The 19,119-nt window shown below is 37.6% G+C and carries 20 protein-coding genes; 12 read left to right on the top strand and 8 right to left on the bottom strand.

Annotated elements, in window-relative coordinates; all coding sequences use genetic code 11:
- Positions 1 to 6: 6 nt before the first annotated feature.
- Entirely contained in the window at positions 7 to 318 is a 312-nt protein-coding gene (locus C0Q33_RS02985; RefSeq protein WP_133120995.1) for a hypothetical protein, read from the bottom strand.
- Positions 319 to 491: 173 nt separating this feature from the next.
- Between C0Q33_RS02985 and C0Q33_RS02980 the strand changes: the two genes are divergently transcribed.
- Entirely contained in the window at positions 492 to 1,775 is a 1,284-nt protein-coding gene (locus C0Q33_RS02980; RefSeq protein ID WP_101477129.1) for an MFS transporter, read from the top strand.
- A 65-nt stretch (positions 1,776 to 1,840) separates the two neighbouring features.
- On the opposite strand, the gene C0Q33_RS02975 is transcribed toward C0Q33_RS02980, so the two are convergent.
- From C0Q33_RS02975 to C0Q33_RS02965, 3 genes are all read right to left on the bottom strand, one after another.
- Entirely contained in the window at positions 1,841 to 2,269 is a 429-nt protein-coding gene (locus C0Q33_RS02975) for an Ig-like domain-containing protein (protein ID WP_133120994.1), read from the bottom strand.
- Positions 2,270 to 2,309: 40 nt separating this feature from the next.
- Positions 2,310 to 3,353 (bottom strand): PQQ-binding-like beta-propeller repeat protein, encoded by a 1,044-nt coding sequence (locus C0Q33_RS02970; RefSeq protein ID WP_165776418.1) that lies wholly within the window; start codon positions 3,351 to 3,353, stop codon positions 2,310 to 2,312.
- A gap of 185 nt (positions 3,354 to 3,538) precedes the next feature.
- Positions 3,539 to 3,928, bottom strand: a complete 390-nt coding sequence (locus C0Q33_RS02965; protein WP_101477165.1) for a hypothetical protein — start codon at positions 3,926 to 3,928, stop codon at positions 3,539 to 3,541.
- Positions 3,929 to 4,110: 182 nt separating this feature from the next.
- Between C0Q33_RS02965 and C0Q33_RS02960 the strand changes: the two genes are divergently transcribed.
- Both C0Q33_RS02960 and C0Q33_RS02955 read left to right on the top strand, forming a co-directional pair.
- Entirely contained in the window at positions 4,111 to 7,014 is a 2,904-nt protein-coding gene (locus C0Q33_RS02960) for a hypothetical protein (protein ID WP_101477126.1), read from the top strand.
- Between the two features lie 102 nt (positions 7,015 to 7,116).
- On the top strand, positions 7,117 to 7,863 hold the full coding sequence (locus tag C0Q33_RS02955) for a hypothetical protein (RefSeq protein ID WP_133120992.1): 747 nt from the start codon (positions 7,117 to 7,119) through the stop codon (positions 7,861 to 7,863).
- Positions 7,864 to 7,867: 4 nt separating this feature from the next.
- Here the strand turns inward: C0Q33_RS02955 and C0Q33_RS02950 are convergent, their stop codons facing one another.
- Positions 7,868 to 8,467 (bottom strand): metal-dependent hydrolase, encoded by a 600-nt coding sequence (locus tag C0Q33_RS02950; protein WP_101477124.1) that lies wholly within the window; start codon positions 8,465 to 8,467, stop codon positions 7,868 to 7,870.
- 544 nt (positions 8,468 to 9,011) lie between these two features.
- On the bottom strand, positions 9,012 to 9,299 hold the full coding sequence (locus tag C0Q33_RS02945; RefSeq protein ID WP_101477123.1) for a hypothetical protein: 288 nt from the start codon (positions 9,297 to 9,299) through the stop codon (positions 9,012 to 9,014).
- Positions 9,300 to 9,491: 192 nt separating this feature from the next.
- Here C0Q33_RS02945 and C0Q33_RS02940 point away from each other — a divergent pair, with 192 nt between their 5' ends.
- Positions 9,492 to 9,719 (top strand): hypothetical protein, encoded by a 228-nt coding sequence (locus C0Q33_RS02940; protein ID WP_101477122.1) that lies wholly within the window; start codon positions 9,492 to 9,494, stop codon positions 9,717 to 9,719.
- A 48-nt stretch (positions 9,720 to 9,767) separates the two neighbouring features.
- The gene (locus tag C0Q33_RS02935; protein ID WP_101477121.1) at positions 9,768 to 11,276 is read left to right on the top strand and encodes a CAP domain-containing protein; all 1,509 of its coding nucleotides are present in this window, start codon (positions 9,768 to 9,770) and stop codon (positions 11,274 to 11,276) included.
- Positions 11,277 to 11,425: 149 nt separating this feature from the next.
- Here C0Q33_RS02935 and C0Q33_RS02930 read toward each other — a convergent pair whose 3' ends face one another.
- Complete coding sequence (locus C0Q33_RS02930) at positions 11,426 to 12,082, bottom strand: DUF47 domain-containing protein (RefSeq protein WP_101477120.1); 657 nt, start codon at positions 12,080 to 12,082, stop codon at positions 11,426 to 11,428.
- A gap of 289 nt (positions 12,083 to 12,371) precedes the next feature.
- On the opposite strand from C0Q33_RS02930, the gene C0Q33_RS02925 reads away from it, so the two are divergent.
- The 4 genes from C0Q33_RS02925 to C0Q33_RS02910 all read left to right on the top strand — a co-directional run bounded on the left by C0Q33_RS02925 (position 12,372) and on the right by C0Q33_RS02910 (position 15,427).
- Positions 12,372 to 12,911 carry a hypothetical protein gene (locus C0Q33_RS02925; protein WP_101477119.1) on the top strand — a complete coding sequence of 180 codons (540 nt, stop codon included), beginning with the start codon at positions 12,372 to 12,374 and terminating at the stop codon, positions 12,909 to 12,911.
- 35 nt (positions 12,912 to 12,946) lie between these two features.
- A complete protein-coding gene (locus C0Q33_RS02920) occupies positions 12,947 to 14,017 on the top strand; it encodes an SPFH domain-containing protein (RefSeq protein ID WP_101477118.1) in 1,071 nt (356 codons plus the stop codon).
- 9 nt (positions 14,018 to 14,026) lie between these two features.
- Positions 14,027 to 15,034 (top strand): zinc-ribbon domain-containing protein, encoded by a 1,008-nt coding sequence (locus C0Q33_RS02915; RefSeq protein WP_101477117.1) that lies wholly within the window; start codon positions 14,027 to 14,029, stop codon positions 15,032 to 15,034.
- 105 nt (positions 15,035 to 15,139) lie between these two features.
- On the top strand, positions 15,140 to 15,427 hold the full coding sequence (locus tag C0Q33_RS02910; protein ID WP_101477116.1) for a hypothetical protein: 288 nt from the start codon (positions 15,140 to 15,142) through the stop codon (positions 15,425 to 15,427).
- A 166-nt stretch (positions 15,428 to 15,593) separates the two neighbouring features.
- Here the strand turns inward: C0Q33_RS02910 and C0Q33_RS02905 are convergent, their stop codons facing one another.
- Positions 15,594 to 15,965, bottom strand: coding sequence for a hypothetical protein (locus tag C0Q33_RS02905; RefSeq protein ID WP_101477115.1), 372 nt, complete (start codon positions 15,963 to 15,965; stop codon positions 15,594 to 15,596).
- A gap of 141 nt (positions 15,966 to 16,106) precedes the next feature.
- On the opposite strand from C0Q33_RS02905, the gene C0Q33_RS02900 reads away from it, so the two are divergent.
- The 3 genes from C0Q33_RS02900 to C0Q33_RS02890 all read left to right on the top strand — a co-directional run bounded on the left by C0Q33_RS02900 (position 16,107) and on the right by C0Q33_RS02890 (position 19,082).
- Complete coding sequence (locus tag C0Q33_RS02900; protein ID WP_101477114.1) at positions 16,107 to 16,307, top strand: hypothetical protein; 201 nt, start codon at positions 16,107 to 16,109, stop codon at positions 16,305 to 16,307.
- 140 nt (positions 16,308 to 16,447) lie between these two features.
- A complete protein-coding gene (locus C0Q33_RS02895; protein ID WP_101477113.1) occupies positions 16,448 to 17,011 on the top strand; it encodes a COG1361 family protein in 564 nt (187 codons plus the stop codon).
- An 88-nt stretch (positions 17,012 to 17,099) separates the two neighbouring features.
- Positions 17,100 to 19,082 (top strand): SpaA isopeptide-forming pilin-related protein, encoded by a 1,983-nt coding sequence (locus C0Q33_RS02890; protein WP_133120991.1) that lies wholly within the window; start codon positions 17,100 to 17,102, stop codon positions 19,080 to 19,082.
- The last annotated feature ends 37 nt before the right edge of the window (positions 19,083 to 19,119 follow it).

Below are 19,119 nucleotides of genomic sequence, written 5' to 3'. Positions count from 1 at the left end.
ATTATTTTAGATTTTAGCTTTTTCAGAAAGGATGGTTCTAAGTTTAGATTCAAGTCCTTGCCATGCTTCAATTTTTGCCATTTTTGATTCCCACATCTTCCCAAACGACTCTACTACAGCATCTGCCATTTTGTCAAGCGTTGTCCCAAATTTGGCATCAATTCTTTTTCTGATGCGTTCTACTTGGGCTTGATACAACGCATCCATGTACGCATGCTTGTACATCTTTGTCATGGAATGCGAATGATGACCATCGCCACAACCGCATTCGCCATGAGATGACATGTGACCGCTGCCCTGGTGTTCGTGAGAAGACATTGACCCGCACCCGCATCTTGCGCCGCCTTCTGTTCTACATGATTCATGTGTGTCTTCCATATGTTTTCGGATAGTGTTATGTAATCTTTGTATATAACAATTGGATTGATTCTCAGATTTGAAAATCTAATGATTATAATAGATTAAAATTCGCTTAAAATATTGCAATCACAATGAATCTTTCTAGCCATCAGCGGTCTGTACTTTTAGGTTCTTTTCTTGGATGGGCTCTTGACGGTTATGATCTTGTGTTGATGTTACTGGTTATTCCATTGATTAGCAAACTCTTTTTTCCCACGGGCAATGCGACACTTTCTCTTCTTGCTGCTTTTGCAGCTTATGTTGTTACACTGATAATGCGTCCAGTTGGAGGGGCATTCTTTGGAAACTTTGGTGATAAGATAGGGAGAAAAAAAGCAATGATGATTACCATAATTGGATTTTCCGTTGCCACATTTTCAACTGGCTTGTTACCGACGTGGGAAATGGTTGGCATTCTTGCTCCGATATTCTTAGTTACATTAAGGTTCTTGCAAGGTTTTTTTGCAGGTGGAGAATGGGGAAGCGGTGCGGTAATTACAATGGAGACTGTACCTAAATCTTCAAGAGGACTACTATCTGGGATTCTTCAAAGTGGATATAATTTTGGTTTTATACTGGCATCAGTTGTATATTATTTTGTATTTACACACTTTTCAGGTCCTCAGTTCACAGAGATAGGTTGGAGAATAATGTTTTTCACAGGAATCATTCCTGGGCTCACTACACTCTTTGTAAGAATAAAGATGAAGGAATCTCAAGTCTGGCTTGAGAAATTTCACCAAAAGAAAATAGAGCGTGCTCCTCTTCGAAAAATATTTTCTGATGTTAACATACGAAAGCGTTTCTTCTTGGCATTGATAATCATGACTGGGCTTCAATACGGGTACTACACAACAATGGGGTTCTATCCAACATTTCTTCAAAATTATGTTAATATGGACAAGTCTGAGATACCATTTCTGCTTATTGTTGCAACGATAACCTCATTTTTTGGACAGATATTTGCGGGTTATATTAGTCAAAAAATTGGTAGAATGAAGACACTGGGATTATTTGCAATATCTGCAATCATACTTGCAATACCTGCAGTTTATGGATTGTATCATGCTGTATCATTTTATGAAAGATCTTTGTATACTGTAATTTTGATCTTTACGGCAACATCAGGTTTTGGCCCAATACCTGCATTTTTGTCAGAGAGATTTCCTACTCAAGTACGAAATACTGCAAATGGATTTGTTTACAATGGAGGTTTATTGATTGGTTCATGGGCACCGCTAATTGCAGTCAGTCTCTTGTCCCATGGAGGATCTTTTATTCCCGTGCTTCTTGGAATCAATGTGATTGTAGCTTCAATCATATTGTTATTTGGTTCAAAGATGAACCCGGAGACTAGAGACACAGAAATAAATTAAGTGATTAAATAATCACGGACAAAATGCGAACGTCGTAAGTTTTGTTTTGAAATTATGCTATGTAGTCAATTTTTAATAGATCTTGGTGTGACATTCAGAAGAAATTGCTTGCTAATGGACCAGAAATTATTATCATCCCCATTGTATTTTGCAAAAAAATTGTAAGTACAAATACCGGTTCCCTTTGGATTCACTGTCCAGCTTACTACAAAATTTCCATTATTGTCAGTTGTTGCACTTGTACGAATTCTTGTCCAATCATAAGGCGAATCATATTGTATAAACACCATTCTGTTTGAAAGTGGTATTTTGTCATCTGCGGTCAAAAGTGTGCCAGAAAAAGTCAGATGATCTCCTTGCTGTGCAGTACGAGATATGGGATTTAGAATTAAGATCGTATGATGTATCTGATAGTACTGTCCAAACGCTAACGGCTGCAAAAACATAATCATAATTCCAACTACTAAAATTGTAATGACGAGAAATTTTTTCAACTCATTCATAAACTATTTTGATCATTTAAAAATATGGCATCTATATCCGAAAGACTCTTGGTATTGCCAGTATGCCAATAAATGAAATTATCACAAGAAGCGTGGGCATTGGAAATTCTGGTATTGCTGGTTGTCCAAGTGCGTAGATGATTCCTTTTCCACTGTTGAAATAAATTGTACCATCCGAGCCAATAGCAGGCTGGCTGACTCCGCCATCTGCCCTAAAATTCCATTTTACATCTCCAGAAGAATCAAGTGCATAAAGGTGATTCTCAAAAATTCCTACATATGCTGTACCGTCTTTATCTACAGATGCTGATTGTACCGTAACATTTGCAGGATGATAGTCCCACTTTTTAGTACCATCAGAATTTAGTGCCACTAGGCCAGTTCCGTCTACAAGAAATAGAGTATTGTCTGGGCCAATGGAAGGGGGCGTGCCTATATTGGTGGACTGGAAAGTCCATTTGAGTGTGCCATCTTGATTTACGGCATAAAGGTAATTGTCTGAATCACAAAAGTAGACTGTATTTTGAGGGTTGATTGAACCTAACGTAGTAATTCCCTTTGCATTAAACTTCCATTTTAAATTCCCGGATGAATCTAATGCATAAAAATTATGGTCTGTATCACCGATGTATATTGTCCCATCAGGCCCAACTGAAGGGATACTGACCAGTCCATTTGTGTGATATTTCCAAAAGAGTTTTCCAACTGGACTGACAGACTCTAGAAAATTACCACTGCCAAAATAAATTCTATCATAGATATCAATTGCTGGAATTGTTACAGTGTCATTGGATTGGTATTTCCACTTTATTGTGCCCTCTGGGCTTGCTGCAAATATTGTGTTGCCACCATTTTCAAAGTATAATGTTCCGTCAGAGCCAATCGAGGGGGAATCTACAATACCTCCCACATTGATTTTGAATTTTTCTGCATGATCTACATCTATTGCAACAAGGTTTCCCCACGAGCCAAAGTAAATAATATTGTTCTGACCTATAACAAGTGCACTAGTACCATTTTTTACATTGAATTGCCACAATGTAGAGTTGGATTGTACTCCTGCGAACTGGGACAAACCAGTATGGGAGTAGTCGTGCATAAAAGTAGGCCATGGCAGCGCGCTTGATCCATATGCAGACAATGAAAAAGTTTGTGAGAAAAGGATGACCACGATAGTAACAAGAACTGGCAAGAAAAAAATAGATATTTTTTTATTCGTGATTATACATATCGTACCTTTGTAAAGAACTTTCGTGATTGTTATCCTACAATCTGTGTTATTTTTTTTAATATTTCTTCTTCTACATGTCTTGTCCAGAGCATTTCTGGAATGTCAACTGCCAAAAATAACACTGATAAGAACAATACCTCTACTGCTGCAACTACGATATTTTGTATCAACTTGCCAATTCCAATGTGTATTGCAAAGTCATTTGGATCACCGCTTATCATTATAGTAAACGCCCTGTCTGCAGTTATGATATCTCTGAGAATGCCTGCCTTGGTTGCCTGCATAACTATGCCTACTGGTGAAGTAGATGTCATCTGTGTCTTGTATCCGTCTTGTTGCAACATTGTAGATATTTGCTGTGCTAGCTGATTCAAGTCCTTGTTCTTGTTTTGAAACCTGACTATTTTCTCGGATACCATTATGCGTAAGATTGGATTTGTCTGATACTTAAACTGTTTTTTAATTTCATTTTTGTATTGTAATTTGAATGCCAAAATTTCTAATCTTCTTATGTCTTACTAATGAAAAATATGACTCCCTTATTAGTGGATGATGACTAGCATTAATCCTGAATCATTCTAAGATATTACTAGTTGTCATTATGGTATCCGTAGCAAGTCTTGCTTTTGGTGTTTTGGAACAACCAGCACATGCCCAAATGACTTCTCATAACACACAATCTCCTAATTATAACCGCGGAAGTACAACTCCCTATTATACTCTAAATGCTAATGCTGGGAACCCTACAAGATATGCATATTTACACAATAGCACACACACCACTCCAACTTATCAAAACTCTCCTCAATCATCCGCTAATACTGGGAACCCTACAAGTTATGCGTATTTGCACAATAGTACACGTACTCCTTCACCAACTTACCAAAACTCACAACAATCAAGTAATATTTCTCAACAAAGATATACTTCTACAAATGCGTCACAAGGATTACAATATGGGAAAACTTCCGGTCCATCTAGTCAATATTATTATCCATCTTCTATGCCGCCAACGATATCTAATAGTGGCCTTGAAATCCAATTTTCTAGTTATCCTGTAAATCCAGTTGTCGGTGGAACTACTTATTTCAAAATTAATTTCAACAAGCCAGATATTGATTATACATTTTCTATAACTCAACAAGGCAGTCCTGTTTTTTCAACTTTATCACATGCTACACAAGGTACAGCAAATATTCCTTTCCGGTTTCAAACAGCTGGAACTTATCAGGTGACAGTTGAAGCAAACGAATTGGAATCGCAACCAATGCAATCAACCACTACAACATTTTCAGTTACAGTAATCTCTACATCCTCTAATCCAGTATCAACAAGCTCAACCACATCTACTACATCAATTACAGTAACTCCAAATTCTGCGTCATATGTTTCGGGTCAATCCTTGACATTTACAGCCCTTGTTACTGATACATCTAATTCTCCTACAACGCCTATTGGAACTGTATCATGGAGTGATGGAAATGATGGCGGCTCATTTAGCTCATCCGCATGTACTTTATCCTCTGGTACATGCACAATCTCTTACACTCCATATTCAAGCTCTTCAAATTCAGTAACAATTACTGCAAGTTATGGTGGAGATAGTACACATCAAACAAGTAGTGGAATATCTCAATTATCACACACTCAGGATACCGCCTCTATTCTAATAGTATCATCTGCTTCTACTATATCATCGGGAGAACAAGTTACCGTAACTACTACAGTTACCGACCCTACGAACTCTCAAAATATTCCTACAGGTATAGTAACTTGGAGTGACGGAAATGCTGGTGGTACATTTAGTGCATCAACATGCGACTTGTCATCAGGTATATGTGTTGCAACATATACTGCATCATCTAATGTTCTAAATTCGATAGTTATCACCGCAACATATGGCGGAGATTCAAATCATCCCTCAATTTCAGGAACATCTACCTTGATGTCAAATTCAGGTTCTTCTACGTCATCTTCACTACTTACAATCTCGCCAAACCCTGCATCATATGTAGCAGGAAACACGGTGACATTTACTGCAACAGTTATTGATCCTATTGATTCTCTAAATGTCCCAACCGGGACAGTAATTTGGAGTGACGGAAATGCTGGTGGTACATTTAGTGCATCAACATGCGACTTGTCATCAGGTACATGTGTTGTAACATATACTGCATCATCTAATGCACAAAATTCTATCACTATAACGGCAAGCTATTATGGTGATACAGGTCATGCTGCAAACTCTGCAACGTCTCTTTTGACAAATTCAGGTTCTTCTACTTCATCTTCACTACTTACAATCTCGCCAAATCTTGCATCGTATGTAGCAGGAACTGCAGTGACATTTACTGCAACAGTTGCTGATCCTATTAATGCTCAAAACATTCCAACAGGAACAATGATCTGGAGTGACGGAAATGCTGGTGGTACATTTAGTTCATCTACATGCATACTGGCATCTGGCGCATGTGTTGTATCATATACTCCTTCTACAAATCCTCCAAGTGCAATAACCATAACTGCAAGTTATGGTGGTGATACCATGCATCAGCCAAATACCGGTCTCTCACAATTGTCTGCAAATGTTGTTCCTACCAGTACTAGCACTATATCGACTACGATAGGACTTCATCCTACAACTGCTGCCATCATACCAAATCCTGCAACATTTTCTGTTGGAACCAAAGTCACTTTTGCTGTAACAGTAACAGATACGACAAATCCTTCTTCAAGTATGATAGGGCTAGTCCAGTGGACTGATAATGGTGCAGGTGGCTCATTTAGTTCAGATGCTTGTATATTGACAAGTGATACTTGCTCGCTTCAATATACCCCACCTTTGAATCCAAGTAATAGTGTAACCATAACAGTATTTTATGCAGGTGACTCGGCTCATTCGGGAAGTACTGCTACATCGACACTGTTGGTAAATGGTATCTCATCATCATTATCTACTACCCAGTCTGTACTTGCAACTCCACAAGAAATTCAGAGCATCAATCAAGCTAAAGCTAACCAAACGATAGCTGCCGAAGTAAATGTTGGCACTAATCAATCTACAACTACATCCATTGACAATAATGTTTCAGTTCAAACAATCAACACTACACCAAATTCATTAAACGTCAATGTGACTGCACCTAGTCAAACAGGCCCAAAGGTAATTTCATTTAATCTTAATGCAACTACAATTAATGTGGCAAACCTAAAGCAACTTGGTGTAATGTATGATGGACAACTCATACAACCAGCGCCAAACATGGATGCAATATTACATGCAAAATCAACAGACAATCCAAGCTTTGCAATTGTAGTTACTCAAGGTGGTGTACAGGTACTAGTTCTAATTCCACACTTTTCCACTCACAGTATTACTATAATGAACATGTCCAAGATTATGGCACCAACAGTTCCTGAATTTGGTCCAATTGTTGGAGTAGTAATTATGATATCTGTAGTTGGAAGCATAATAATATCCAGAAGATTTATCCAAGTCTGGTAATTTGCAATTTTTCCTTTATTTCTGATATTCTTAAAGATGATAAATCTAGAACATGAAAAAATATTTGGAAAACTACTATAATGGTAAAGTTACATGCTTGGTATGACAAAAAGCAAGACAACAGACGAACGTGATGATGTTTTTATCGATCGACTAAATGATTGCAAGCTACTTGATGTCATGGATGAAATTTATAAAAAAGAATATGACTTGTCTGCAAAAAAATATCTATTGAGAATTCCGACTAGATCCGAGGCAGACCGTATGTTGAAAACATTGGAATCTGCACCTGCTTCTATTACGGATATGTTTCGGAGAAGACTTGATTGTAAGTGCACAAAGAAAGAACACTATCCAGTATGGACTCCGACAATTCCAGTTCCTGCAATAAAAAAAAGTCCTGAATACTTTATCGAAGAGGGAAGCAGAACTGGCGGTTTTCACGCCAATTTTCCAAAAGATGCTGGGGCAGGAAGACTGCTTTATACTACGATGAAGCCTTCTGAATTTCTCAACTATGCATTTGCAGGAGAAATTGTTGAAAAAAGATCAGAAGATGATGTATCCACTACAGAACTTTTGGTAAAACACAAACGAAAACGAATTTCAAAATGTAAACCACAAGATGCGCCATTTCTGAAATTGGATTTGAGTAAATGCCAGTTTGTCTATCATGATGGAAGGCATAGAGCAGTTGCAGCAGACGAATTAGGAGTAAAAGATATTCCTGTATTTATCGAGCATGATATGCCAATGGATGCAGAGCAGGCACGCTGTCTAAAAGATAGGACGATGTGGAAAAAAGAATCTACTCCATCGCCTAACTTGCATCATTTTGACGAAGTATAATTTTTCATCTACCTGGCTCTTTGCTGATTTTTTTAATATCTATTTCTTTTCTTGTAACAATAAAGCTTACAATTCCAATTATGCAAATTGCTGCAATTTCAAAGACTATCCAGTCTGTTCTTGGAATCTGGATTATCTTGTTGACAAACGGTGTAAAGATTGGAAATCCATACGAGTCTGCAAACATGTCATATGATATGTGGGTAAGTACACTTGTAAATGCAATTGCCCCCAACCGGTAATCCTTTTTGGAAAATACAAGTAACAAGATAATTGTGGATAAAATTGCGAATGTGACTGAATGGCTCATTCGGGGTATGGCTTCTACATGTAATAGTCCTATGAGATGATCAGAGTCTATTAGGACTGCTAGTATTCCACCCAGGAGTATGTATCGGAGTCGTAGTGTGACTATTCCTGCAACCAGTCCCCAAACGAAATGTCCTCCAATCTCCTTTACACTCAGACTACCATGTTCTATTGGATTGAGTAACATCACCCTATCTGGAAGAACCGTTCCGACTAGGGAAAATCCTGCAGATATTGCACAGTAAACAAGTGATACGCTAACTACAAATATTATATTTTGTTTTTGTATCTTCATTTCTTGTTTGTTATAACAATACTATAGATAATTATGCGTTTGAATTTTAGAGTATCTTATAAATTAAAGATATTATAAATTGAATACAAAAATCAAAAAATGGGGTTAGGCAATTTGCCTATTCAAATATGCTTCCACAATCTGAACATACTATTGCAGATTCGGATATGTGGACAGTTTCACAGTTTGTACATGTAATCATTTGTATGGTATTGTAATACAGTTGGTAATCTTTAGAGATGAGTGTGTGATTATATATTACACAAAGTCTTGTAGATCCATTACTGTATGATACTTAATCCAAACTGAGTGTTTTTTCCACTATATTGCTTTGAGCACAAATATCCGCGCTCCTATTTTTTATCTTCAAACAGGTTCTATGATACCAATTTTCTTCATGGATGATATCTCCTTCAACAAATTTCATATCTTTACCGCAGATTGTACATGTAATCATATTGTATGTTAATGCACGTGCAATTTTTATAGATCAGTATGTTATTGGGGCTTTACAACTATCTGGCGAATAATTGATTTTTAAATTCTAATCGATGTATTTGCCTTCAGGGTCTGCCTTTAGTTCTATTATCATTATGCTACCGCTTATGTAAGAGTCATTTCTTGTGGTTCTCACACGTCCCACTTCAATATGATATGGGTACACGTCAACTACGACTGTTCCTACTTTGACGTCAGATGGGGCATCTGTAATTACAATGTCTTCTTTTTTTACTCCATGATCAACTAGTTTTTTGATACAATGATCAAGTAATGGCTGTGGCAAGCCGTGGTTTATTGCCCAGACCGTGCCTTCGTACTCAATTTTATCCAACTAGGATACTCTTGGTTTGCTAGTATAATTATCATACTCTGCTACGCGCTCGTGGTTTTAAAAAATTAAATGATAAAACCTTGATAAAAACAAAATTCTGCTGCCAGTTTACTGCACAACGCACTGTAATGTTATAATTAATTAGTAGACTAATGATTGGTACACAAACCTTTAATCTAATCAAGTGATGTCATGAGACAGATTACAATGCTAGGTAAGATAATCGTAATATCTCTGATTGGTTTGGCCTTTATTGCATACACGGGAATAAATGCCACTCAATATTATCAAGATTTTGTTATGATCCGAGATAAGGCACAACCCATGGCAGATAATCTAATTGAAAAAGTACTGGGAGAGGCAAGTCATTACGATCTAAAATCCGCTATTGTTCAACTAACGGGAGGAAAAATAGGATGACACTAGAACAAATTCCAGTAAATGTGATAATACAGGAAGTCAATTCATTTGGAAGAATGTAAAAATCATAATTATATCACCACTCAAAAGGGAAGGTTTGTTTGCATAGATTGTGGACATGAGAGAATATCAACACGTAAGACTAAAAGTCCTGCAAAGATTTTTTCTGTTCTATTCATATGTGTGATTATATCTGCTGGATTTTATTATGCAAATACAAGTCAAATGGCTCAGAAATTTCTCAATCTTGTATCCGAGAGAGCATCAGACACGTCACAACAAATTCAAAAAGAAGCTACAACACTTGCAAATAACTCAAATGCTCCAAGCAATGCTGAAACAGTAAACAATGCAACATCTCAAATTAATTCAGGTAAAACAATCCAAAAACAGCAAATTTCACAATCAAGCATATCTCCAATAAAAAGTATTTATCATAATGGTAACACGGGACAGGTTCCAATTCCAGTCATATCTACTACCCAGTCTACTACACTTGCTGAACTAAGAAATTATGCATTACAATTAATCAATAACGATAGAACATCTCATGGATTACTGCCTGTTGCATTAAGTAATAATCAGGCAGCCCAGGCGCAGGCAGAAGACATGTTGAATATGCAAACATTGTCACACTACATGTCAGATGGTGAAAAGCCATACATGGTATATACAAAATATGGTGGGTTTGGAAATGTGGCACAAAATGCTGCAGATTCTAAATACGATAATACTTCTTTATGTCAAAGTGTTCTTGTAATTTGTCCCGCCCTTGATCCAAAAACTGAGATTCAAAATAGTGAATCTAGTATGATGAATAATGATCTCATCTGTTGTAATAATGGGCACAGGGATAATATTTTGGACAAATATCATACTGCAGTAAGCATCGGAATTGCATACACCAAGTATTCATTTTTCATGACTCAGAACTTTGAAAATAATTATCTAAGTTTTACAAAATCACCTTCTGAAAATAATGGCATTGTAACTTTTGCCGGAAATCTAAAAACTGGCTCACTTCTAAGTATTGGAATATTCTATGATCCTCTACCAACAAAGCAGACCTATGAGGTGCACAAAAATGATGGTTTCTATAAACTAGGAAATGAACTTGGAACGATAGTTCAACCTCCAGTAACAGGTTCGTATTATCAGCCCAGTAATGAGACTTTGGAGATTGCCAACAGGATGGTGCAGATGGGTAACTATGTTGACACATCTTTTGACTTGTCTCCGTTTGTTACACAGGGGGGTGTTTACACCATGGTTGCATTCTTACAAGATGGAGCAGAACAATTTCCGATAACATCGTATTCTATAACGAAAACAACTCCTATGGTTCAAGATGGATTCAAGTCTCCAAAGGTAAACTATGCATGCACCCAAAACCAAATTGGTCAGTATGATACATTACAACAACAATTCAATGCACTAGAAAAACAATACAATGGTATGCCAAAAATAGCTATATCGCAGCAAGAATATCAGCAAGATTTGCAAATGTATTCCCAGTTGGATTCATTACAAAAGCAAATGCAAAATTTCAAATGCTAGAGATAAAAATAATTCCAGATATGTGACACGCAAGGATACTCATATTGTAATTATGGAAGTATCAATGTCTTAGGTTATTGTCAATCTCTGTATGGGTAATACTAAAATTAGTTAGTATGGACGATGCATGACAAATATTTTTTAATATTTTATAAGCTAAGGGCCAGCAAAATAAATGAATCCGAGACTTGAAGAACTTTGTCTGACATTTCTTCAATTCCTTCTACTATGTCTTTGAGAAGTAACAGCTCTTTTGTTGTACTAGTTTCGTCAAGAACTCTTATGCTCAATGCCCTATACTTGTTATCTACCTGTCTCTCTATTTTCTGTGCTTCATGTGCCAAGTCAATTGCCACCGTACTGTTGTTGTTTGCAAGAGCTCTGATTATTTCATTAATTTTTTGAATCTGGTCTACAGCTAGTTCTATTAGTTCTACAAGATCCTTGTCAAGCTTCTCTTTTTTGAGTGTGGCTGCCTTGATGTTTGAGAGCTTGAAGGCAATGCCTGTGATGTATCCTGCTACTTCATCCATCGTGTATGCCGAGTTCAAAATATTCTCCCTGTGCATCATGAGGCCACCAATGTCTGAAATCTCTCGAGTGATTTTTCTGCGGAGAGCTTCTACCTCATTCTCTGTATTCTTTATTCGCTCAAGCAGCTGTTTTATTTCAGATTTGTCTGCCTTGATAATCAAACCGGGAAGAATTGATAGATCTCTGACAGCGTTGAGAATTCTGTTTATCTCGTCTTGTAAAACGGCAAGGGCCTTTCTCTTTGACTGGACTTCACGTTCTCCGCTATACATCTAGAAATTTGGAAATATGTTATTAGATAATAATCCTTGTATGAATTGATTCTATTGCAGACGCAAATTCAATCGTGCTACAAGTAGATTGGATTGTAACTGCCTAGGATGCTATTTTCTAATCTGCAATTGGATGCCAATAATTTTTGTCCACACACAAAGCTATGTGGTCTTTAATGTGACACTAGTACTCAAAGATCTATACGCTAACTCATGTCTTGGATTACTAGTATAATCAAAGTATGATTCTCACGGAATCTTTAAGTTTTGTAACATCATCAGTGATACAATGCCAGAAACACCAGACATAAGAAAAACAGTGGAAGACAATCGAGGAACACTAAAAAAATTACAATTAAAAATTCCAGCTCTTCAAGAATATCGTAAACTTGAAGATATCAGAGCTGCAGACCAGTTACTACGAAAGCAGATATCTGACAAGCTGAATGACTCCAAGACAAAACTTGAAGAGCTAAGAAAAGCAATGACTGCAAAAAATGATTTTACCAATCTTACTATTGTGGGAAGTACAATATCTAAAATCCAGCAGGTATCGGGGGTGATACAGCATGCTCAGCAGGGTTCTGCAGGAATATCTCCCAACATACGAATAGACGAGGGCGTTCTCAACAAGTTGTATGAATATGATTTTGATTCAGTCAATACATCTGAGCAGATCTTTACAACGTGTTCTAATTCTATGTCCGATTACAACTCTGGTAGACAAATCCAAGATATTGCATCGCAAATTTCATCACTATTGGACAATCTTGGCATGTCGTGGAAGAAAAGACTAGACTCTGTAGAAAACATTCTAGTTACAAAGTGATAAAAATGGTAACAAACTACATGAGGTGTCAGTAAATGTTTGGACGAAAAAAAGAACCCAACCTGGGAGGAAGTGTAGCCGGTTCAACTACTATGGAGTGGGAATCAAAATACAAGGAAGGCAACATCATGTGGAAGGCTCCTCGACTCATCAGACTCAATGATAATATCGTAGTAAGGGAAGACGAGATTGCAGTATTTTTCAGAGATGGAAAGGTACTGACTTATTTTGACAAACCAAACAGGTATGCACTTACGGACTTTAATGCCCCTATAGTTGGCGGACTGTTAAAATTTTTCACAGGAGTTGTCCAAGCCGCTGAAGTTTATTATTTACAAAATAGGTATATCGATGGAAAATTTGGCTCACAGGGTCCTTACCAGTTTGTAGATCCAGTATTTGGCATGGTGAACTTGAGAGTGTTTGGAGAGTTTAGGTGGAAGATATCGTCACCTGAGAATTTTATTAATCAATTTGTTGGAACATTTGCAATACAGACATCTGATGCAGTTGAATCTCGACTCAAAGAACAACTGGTACTTTTGGTCTTCAATGCACTAGGAAAGATGAAAGAGACCGGACTCAAAGTTACTGATATTGCATCAAACTTGCAAAATATAGAACAAGTTGTTTTATCAAATGTACTATCAAGTTTTGGACAATATGGAATTGAAATCAACAAGATCTCAGGACTTACAATCAATCTCCCAGATGAAGTACAAAAGGCAATCAATACAAGAGGAGAGATGTCTGTACTTGGAGTAAATTACATGCAATATCAGGCAGGTCAGGCCATGACAGAGGCTGCAAAAAATCCCTCAGGAGGAGCAGGTTCGATGGCAGGCCTTGGAGTAGGATTTGGAGCAGGTTCTGGAATTGGTTATGCAATGGCAGGGCAGATGGGTCAGGGGTTGTACCAGCCTCCAATGAAACCGTGTCCCAAGTGTAGCATGATGATGCCAGTATCTAGTAATTTCTGTCCAGGTTGTGGCACAGAACAGCAGCAGACTGTGCAAAAAGCTCAAGGCATAACATGTTCAAAATGTAATAGCATAATAGCAGTTGATTCTAAATTTTGTTCACATTGTGGAAACACAATAAAATAATTCAAAGATATGTTTTGTGTCAAATGCGGTCTACAACTTGCAGATGATGCAGTATATTGTATAAAATGTGGTGCAAAACAAACCCCGGCTTCAGCTATAAAACAAGACGCAAATCCCACTACAAAACAAGATTCAAGTCCTGAAGCCACGCAAGTAAAATGCTCTAGCTGTGGCGCACCAATTACTCCAAAATTTGGTGAGATGGTTATATCCTGTGAGTATTGCGGAAGCAGCATTAGTTTAGAGAGCGCAGGCTGGCAAAATATTACCAAGCACTACATGTTACCAATAACAATATCAGACCAAGATCAAATAACTGCAAGATTGCATCAGATGATGGACAAGGGACTCTTGCATAGACATCTTCAAGAAATCTCTACACTTGAAGAGCTTGACTTTTTGATGGTACCATACTGGGTTGTACCTGTAACTGCAAAAACAAATTTGATTGCAACAGATATTGCAGTAGAAATAGGAAGCATTGCCGCAACTGCTGCAATGGCAGGTATGATGGGTGGAGCAATGGGTGGTGGCGGTAGAAGGGGTGGATATGGTGGTGGAATGATGGGTGGAATGTTACTTGGTGGAATGATGGGAGGAGGCGGAATGATGAACAACAATGCAACTAAGGCATATACTTATGATGAAAGCTACAACTGTCCTGTAATAGCAGTAAAATCGTTAACGGCATACCAGCCTCATGGCTATGAATTTGCATTTGATCAAAAAACTGACTTTGATTCAAAAAAGATTCCAAAATCGATGAAGGTATTAAATGGCGATATCAACGAAGATGCTGCAAAAAGCCAGGCAAAAAACATAGTTGATCAAATCCAGTCTCAGAGGGTTCATGCAAAATACCACATGATTAGGCAGATGGAGACCCAGGAAGAAGTTGCAAGCGGTGAACTATTGCATGTTCCAATATGGTTTGCCCAATACGACCACAAGAGCAAGAAAATAATTCTCATAGTTGATGCAAATTCTGGAAATGCAATCACCAGTGTAGGATTGTAAAAAAAATAATTCAAAATAGACTGTGACCTAGATATATCTAGATGCGTTAAGGATCAACGGACAATAGATCTCAATTTAAATAATGGAATTTTATCATTGCAATTATTGGACAAGGACGCAACAATTCTGAAAATTGACGAAATAATTAGAACTTTGTCTAAATCAAAAAAACAGTCAACCGTTTTAACAGCTGATGAGATAAAATCCATCCAAGGTGTAGATGTGGAAGACCAATCAAAGTTGGCAGACAGGCTAGAAGACTTGGTAGTCTTGTTAAGGGACGATCCTGATAATAAGAAAAAGATAAGAGAAACCCGTCAGTTGGCTTTTGATGAATTTGGTCATGTGGGACCAGTATGGGATGCCTTGAAATCCGTGGAATCCTTGTTTTAAAATCTGGATATTTTTTAAGATGTGATATATTGCGCAAAATAGTTTGCTCTAATAATTGAAACAACTTAATTCATGTGATAATGTAATTTAGTCTTAGAAACAATGTATTTCCTAAAACTTGCACAGCTAACGATGTGATTACCTAAAAAAATATTCAAATGGAAATTTACCAGTCTTTTGTAGCATCGCCGGAGAACATGTTTTGCATGTGTTCTATGATATCAAATGTTCCGCCATCTGGGCCCCAAGTAATCATGATGAGATACTTGTCTGCAAGCGGCATTGTCAATCGCCTTAGCTTCTCATATACTGCCAAAACGTACTGACCTTTTCCAATCTTTGGCTCAAAGGTCCTTCTAATCTTCCATGCGTTTGCTGCATACTGGAGTGTTTCTTTTGTATCTTGAGGATTTAGAAATGGTTCTATTCCTTCCCTCACCCGAGTCTTGATTTCATTTCCTTGAATGTCGGCAATTGTGGCATATCTGATATGCTTGTCCGTGTGCATTATGCTTTCAAGAATTGTGTCAATAGTCATGATGTTACTATACAATCAAAGTACTAAAGGACTTCTTGACTTGTTGTAGATAAAAATGAAATCCAACTTTTATGTGTAAAACAAATTTTTGCACGGCAGTGCAGACTACTTACTTATCATCAAGATCTGTGAATGTATATCATGAACATCTATGATAAAAAATCAGTTCGTTGTTCTCAGTGTGATAGATTCATAGGTGAAATTGATGCTGATGCAGTTGTAGTTTTGCCAAAATGCGGTAGATGTGCAAATCCACTGCCAGAAGGTGATGACAAGGTACTATACATTGTAAGTAAGTTCAACCCCAATCCTAGAAGTCTGGTACCTGCAGATTCAACTTGATTTTTTTAGAGCGTCATGACAGTACAAGTCTCATATACGTACGCTAAATGCAAAAATCAGTTTAACGTGACAATAAAACTTGGAGTACACTTCTCACATGAATCCAATCCTTTAAGAGTCATTTCTGGAATACTACAAATGTGCAAATTGGAAGATTACAAAAAATATTGTTATTGATCTCATTGATTTTTGTTGCTTGCTTCTTAGAAGGTGTACCAGCTTTTGGGCAAGAAGTTGAACTTACAAATATTCAAACTAGTCCGGCAAATGTACACGTTGGAAATTCTATCAGAATTAATGCAACCATAGTAAATAATTCTCCCAGCACAATTTACTTTAACGGAGGATGTGTCTCTCCTCTTTCTATAACCTTTGACAAGAATGTGCAGACAAGTCAAGCAATGGGCTGCTTTGCAATATTTAATGCAAATCTCAAGCCTGGGGAGAATGCCACTATAGTTGGACCAAGCCAGGCTAATTCGTATATTGCTACCTTGCCTGGTGCTACAAATGCTAATGTTACATTCTCATATAATACTGGAAATAATTTGCCAAATACTGTTTCAAAATTGTTTACCTTTGAAATATCTGACAGTTCCTCAATTCCGGAATTTCCTTCTATCTCAATAGTGATATTTGCAATATCTATAATGGCATCCATCGTCTTGGTTTTAGGTAAAAATCATAATTTGTTCAAATTCTAAGTGTTGGTCTATGATTCCAACTATATTCTCAGAGATGTGAGGTAATGTCCATAATTTTTGACTAGACTGAACTGATTAAAGTTAAGTAATGCTTTTAAGTCAACTTAGAAAAGAAGCGTCAATGGTGCTAAAGGCAATCTCTGTAATTACTGCTATTTCGTTATTGTTACTAAGTTCAAGTCTTGCTGGCAGTGGCGCACTTGCTAGTTTGCCTGGAACGGATTCCCAGCAAGATGAAATACACGGTCCTGGTGGACTATTGTCAACCTCTGGCATTTCAAATCAATCTCCAATTTCAGGTGACCCATTAAAAATAAAAGAACACCATCCAGCACATGTCAAAATATTCATAGGTCCTGCAGCAACCACTCTAACAGGCGGTAATGCTCCTTCAACTATCTTGACAGCATACGGTTTCAAGAGTTTGACTTGTGCTTTTACTACGACCTCTGACTGGACTGACCCAAGTCTTTGTGGCCATAATCAAATAATTTCAATTGTAGACGCATATAACGATCCAAATATTGCAAGTGATCTTCAAACATTTGATACTCAATTTGGTTTGCCATCATGTCCTGCTAATTCTTGTTTAATAACAAATCTTCAGGGAACTCCCTCTACTGATTCTGGCTGGGCATTGGAAACTTCTCTTGATGTTGAATGGGCTCATTCTATTGCACCAGGTGCAAAAATTGTTCTAGTAGAATCAACCGATAACTCACTTGGAAATCTTCTTACTGGTGTGGATACTGCAGTAGCAAGTGGTGCTCAACAGGTCTCTAACAGCTGGGGAGGAAGTGAATTTTCAACTGAAACAAGTTATGATTCTCATTACAACCGTCCAACAACTAGCTTCTTCGTATCATCCGGAGATGGTGGTCATGGTGTCTATTGGCCAGCGGCATCACCTTATGTAATATCTGTAGGTGGTACTACACTTACAACTGACAGCTCAGGAAACTGGGTGAGTGAAACTGCATGGCTTGACAGTGGTGGAGGTATCAGTACATATGAACCAAAACCTACTTATCAAAATAATTTTAATACAAATGCTAACAGAGCAGTCCCAGACGTAGCTTATGACGGTAATCCAAACACTGGAGTATATGTTTATGACAGTGTTCCAATAGTTACTAATGGCAAGTCTCAAAGTGGTTGGTGGACAGTTGGAGGTACGAGTGCTGGCGCTCCACAATGGGCTGCAATCTCTGCAATAGCAAATAGCCAAAATGCAAAACTTGCATCCGCATCATATGGTACAAGCAATGCCTTGTATGGTGCAGCAACTAGCTCAAAATATCTTACAAATTATCATGATATCACATCTGGCAGCAACGGAAACTGTGGTATAGTATGTAATGCATCTGTAGGTTACGACGAAGTAACTGGTCTTGGCAGTCCACAGGTAAATAATCTAATTCCAACTCTTACACTACCTCCAGTTCCTGACTTTACAATCTCTGCTAGCCCATCATCATTTGCAGTAACTGCAGGCTCGACTCAACACTCTGTTATTACTATTACTCCGGTAAATGGTTATCCTTCTGGCGGCAGTATTACATTATCATCTTCGATTACCGGTGCATCATTTAGTCCAAATCCTGTAATTGTATCTTCTTCAGGAAGTGTTACTACGACAATGACTTTTACTACACCTTCATCATCTACAACAATTTCAGTATCTGCAACAGATGGCACAATATCTCATTCTATTAGCATCCCAGTTACAATTTCAACTCCACTCTCAGTTTCTGTCACATCTATAGGAAATACATTCACACAAGGTTCAACTGCATCTTTTACTGTGTCGGTAACCAACAACTCAACTCCAGTTAGTGGAGCATCAGTAACATTGAAAGTAACAGCTCCTAATGGCAGTACCGCACAGGGAAGTGGAACAACAAATACAAGCGGTAAAGTGACTTTCAATTATTCCATTTCAAGAAATGCGCCAACTGGTACATACACAGCAAGTGCAACTGCTGCAAAATCTGGATATCTCTCTGGTAGCGGCTCTGAAACATTTACAGTGAGTAGCCCGTCTACTCATTCTGGTTCTAGATTGGGCTAGATATTCAGTTTTTGATACATACTAGCTAACACTTATA

The sequence above is a fragment of the Candidatus Nitrosotalea bavarica genome (genome assembly GCF_900167955.1).
In the GTDB taxonomy this organism is placed as follows: domain Archaea; phylum Thermoproteota; class Nitrososphaeria; order Nitrososphaerales; family Nitrosopumilaceae; genus Nitrosotalea; species Nitrosotalea bavarica.
The sequence above is the reverse complement of the archived record's forward strand: the minus strand, read 5'-3'. Positions and strand labels throughout refer to the sequence as shown.

Excerpts from the sequence above, each read along its gene's own strand:
- C0Q33_RS02985 (WP_133120995.1), bottom strand. The coding sequence starts at position 318 with ATGTCTTCTCACGAACACCAGGGCAGCGGTCACATGTCATCTCATGGC.
- C0Q33_RS02980 (WP_101477129.1), top strand. The coding sequence starts at position 492 with ATGAATCTTTCTAGCCATCAGCGGTCTGTACTTTTAGGTTCTTTTCTT.
- C0Q33_RS02965 (WP_101477165.1), bottom strand. The coding sequence starts at position 3,928 with ATGGTATCCGAGAAAATAGTCAGGTTTCAAAACAAGAACAAGGACTTG.
- C0Q33_RS02960 (WP_101477126.1), top strand. The coding sequence starts at position 4,111 with ATGGTATCCGTAGCAAGTCTTGCTTTTGGTGTTTTGGAACAACCAGCA.
- C0Q33_RS02955 (WP_133120992.1), top strand. The coding sequence starts at position 7,117 with ATGACAAAAAGCAAGACAACAGACGAACGTGATGATGTTTTTATCGAT.
- C0Q33_RS02950 (WP_101477124.1), bottom strand. The coding sequence starts at position 8,467 with ATGAAGATACAAAAACAAAATATAATATTTGTAGTTAGCGTATCACTT.
- C0Q33_RS02940 (WP_101477122.1), top strand. The coding sequence starts at position 9,492 with ATGAGACAGATTACAATGCTAGGTAAGATAATCGTAATATCTCTGATT.
- C0Q33_RS02930 (WP_101477120.1), bottom strand. The coding sequence starts at position 12,082 with ATGTATAGCGGAGAACGTGAAGTCCAGTCAAAGAGAAAGGCCCTTGCC.
- C0Q33_RS02925 (WP_101477119.1), top strand. The coding sequence starts at position 12,372 with ATGCCAGAAACACCAGACATAAGAAAAACAGTGGAAGACAATCGAGGA.
- C0Q33_RS02920 (WP_101477118.1), top strand. The coding sequence starts at position 12,947 with ATGTTTGGACGAAAAAAAGAACCCAACCTGGGAGGAAGTGTAGCCGGT.
- C0Q33_RS02915 (WP_101477117.1), top strand. The coding sequence starts at position 14,027 with ATGTTTTGTGTCAAATGCGGTCTACAACTTGCAGATGATGCAGTATAT.
- C0Q33_RS02905 (WP_101477115.1), bottom strand. The coding sequence starts at position 15,965 with ATGACTATTGACACAATTCTTGAAAGCATAATGCACACGGACAAGCAT.
- C0Q33_RS02900 (WP_101477114.1), top strand. The coding sequence starts at position 16,107 with ATGAACATCTATGATAAAAAATCAGTTCGTTGTTCTCAGTGTGATAGA.
- C0Q33_RS02890 (WP_133120991.1), top strand. The coding sequence starts at position 17,100 with ATGCTTTTAAGTCAACTTAGAAAAGAAGCGTCAATGGTGCTAAAGGCA.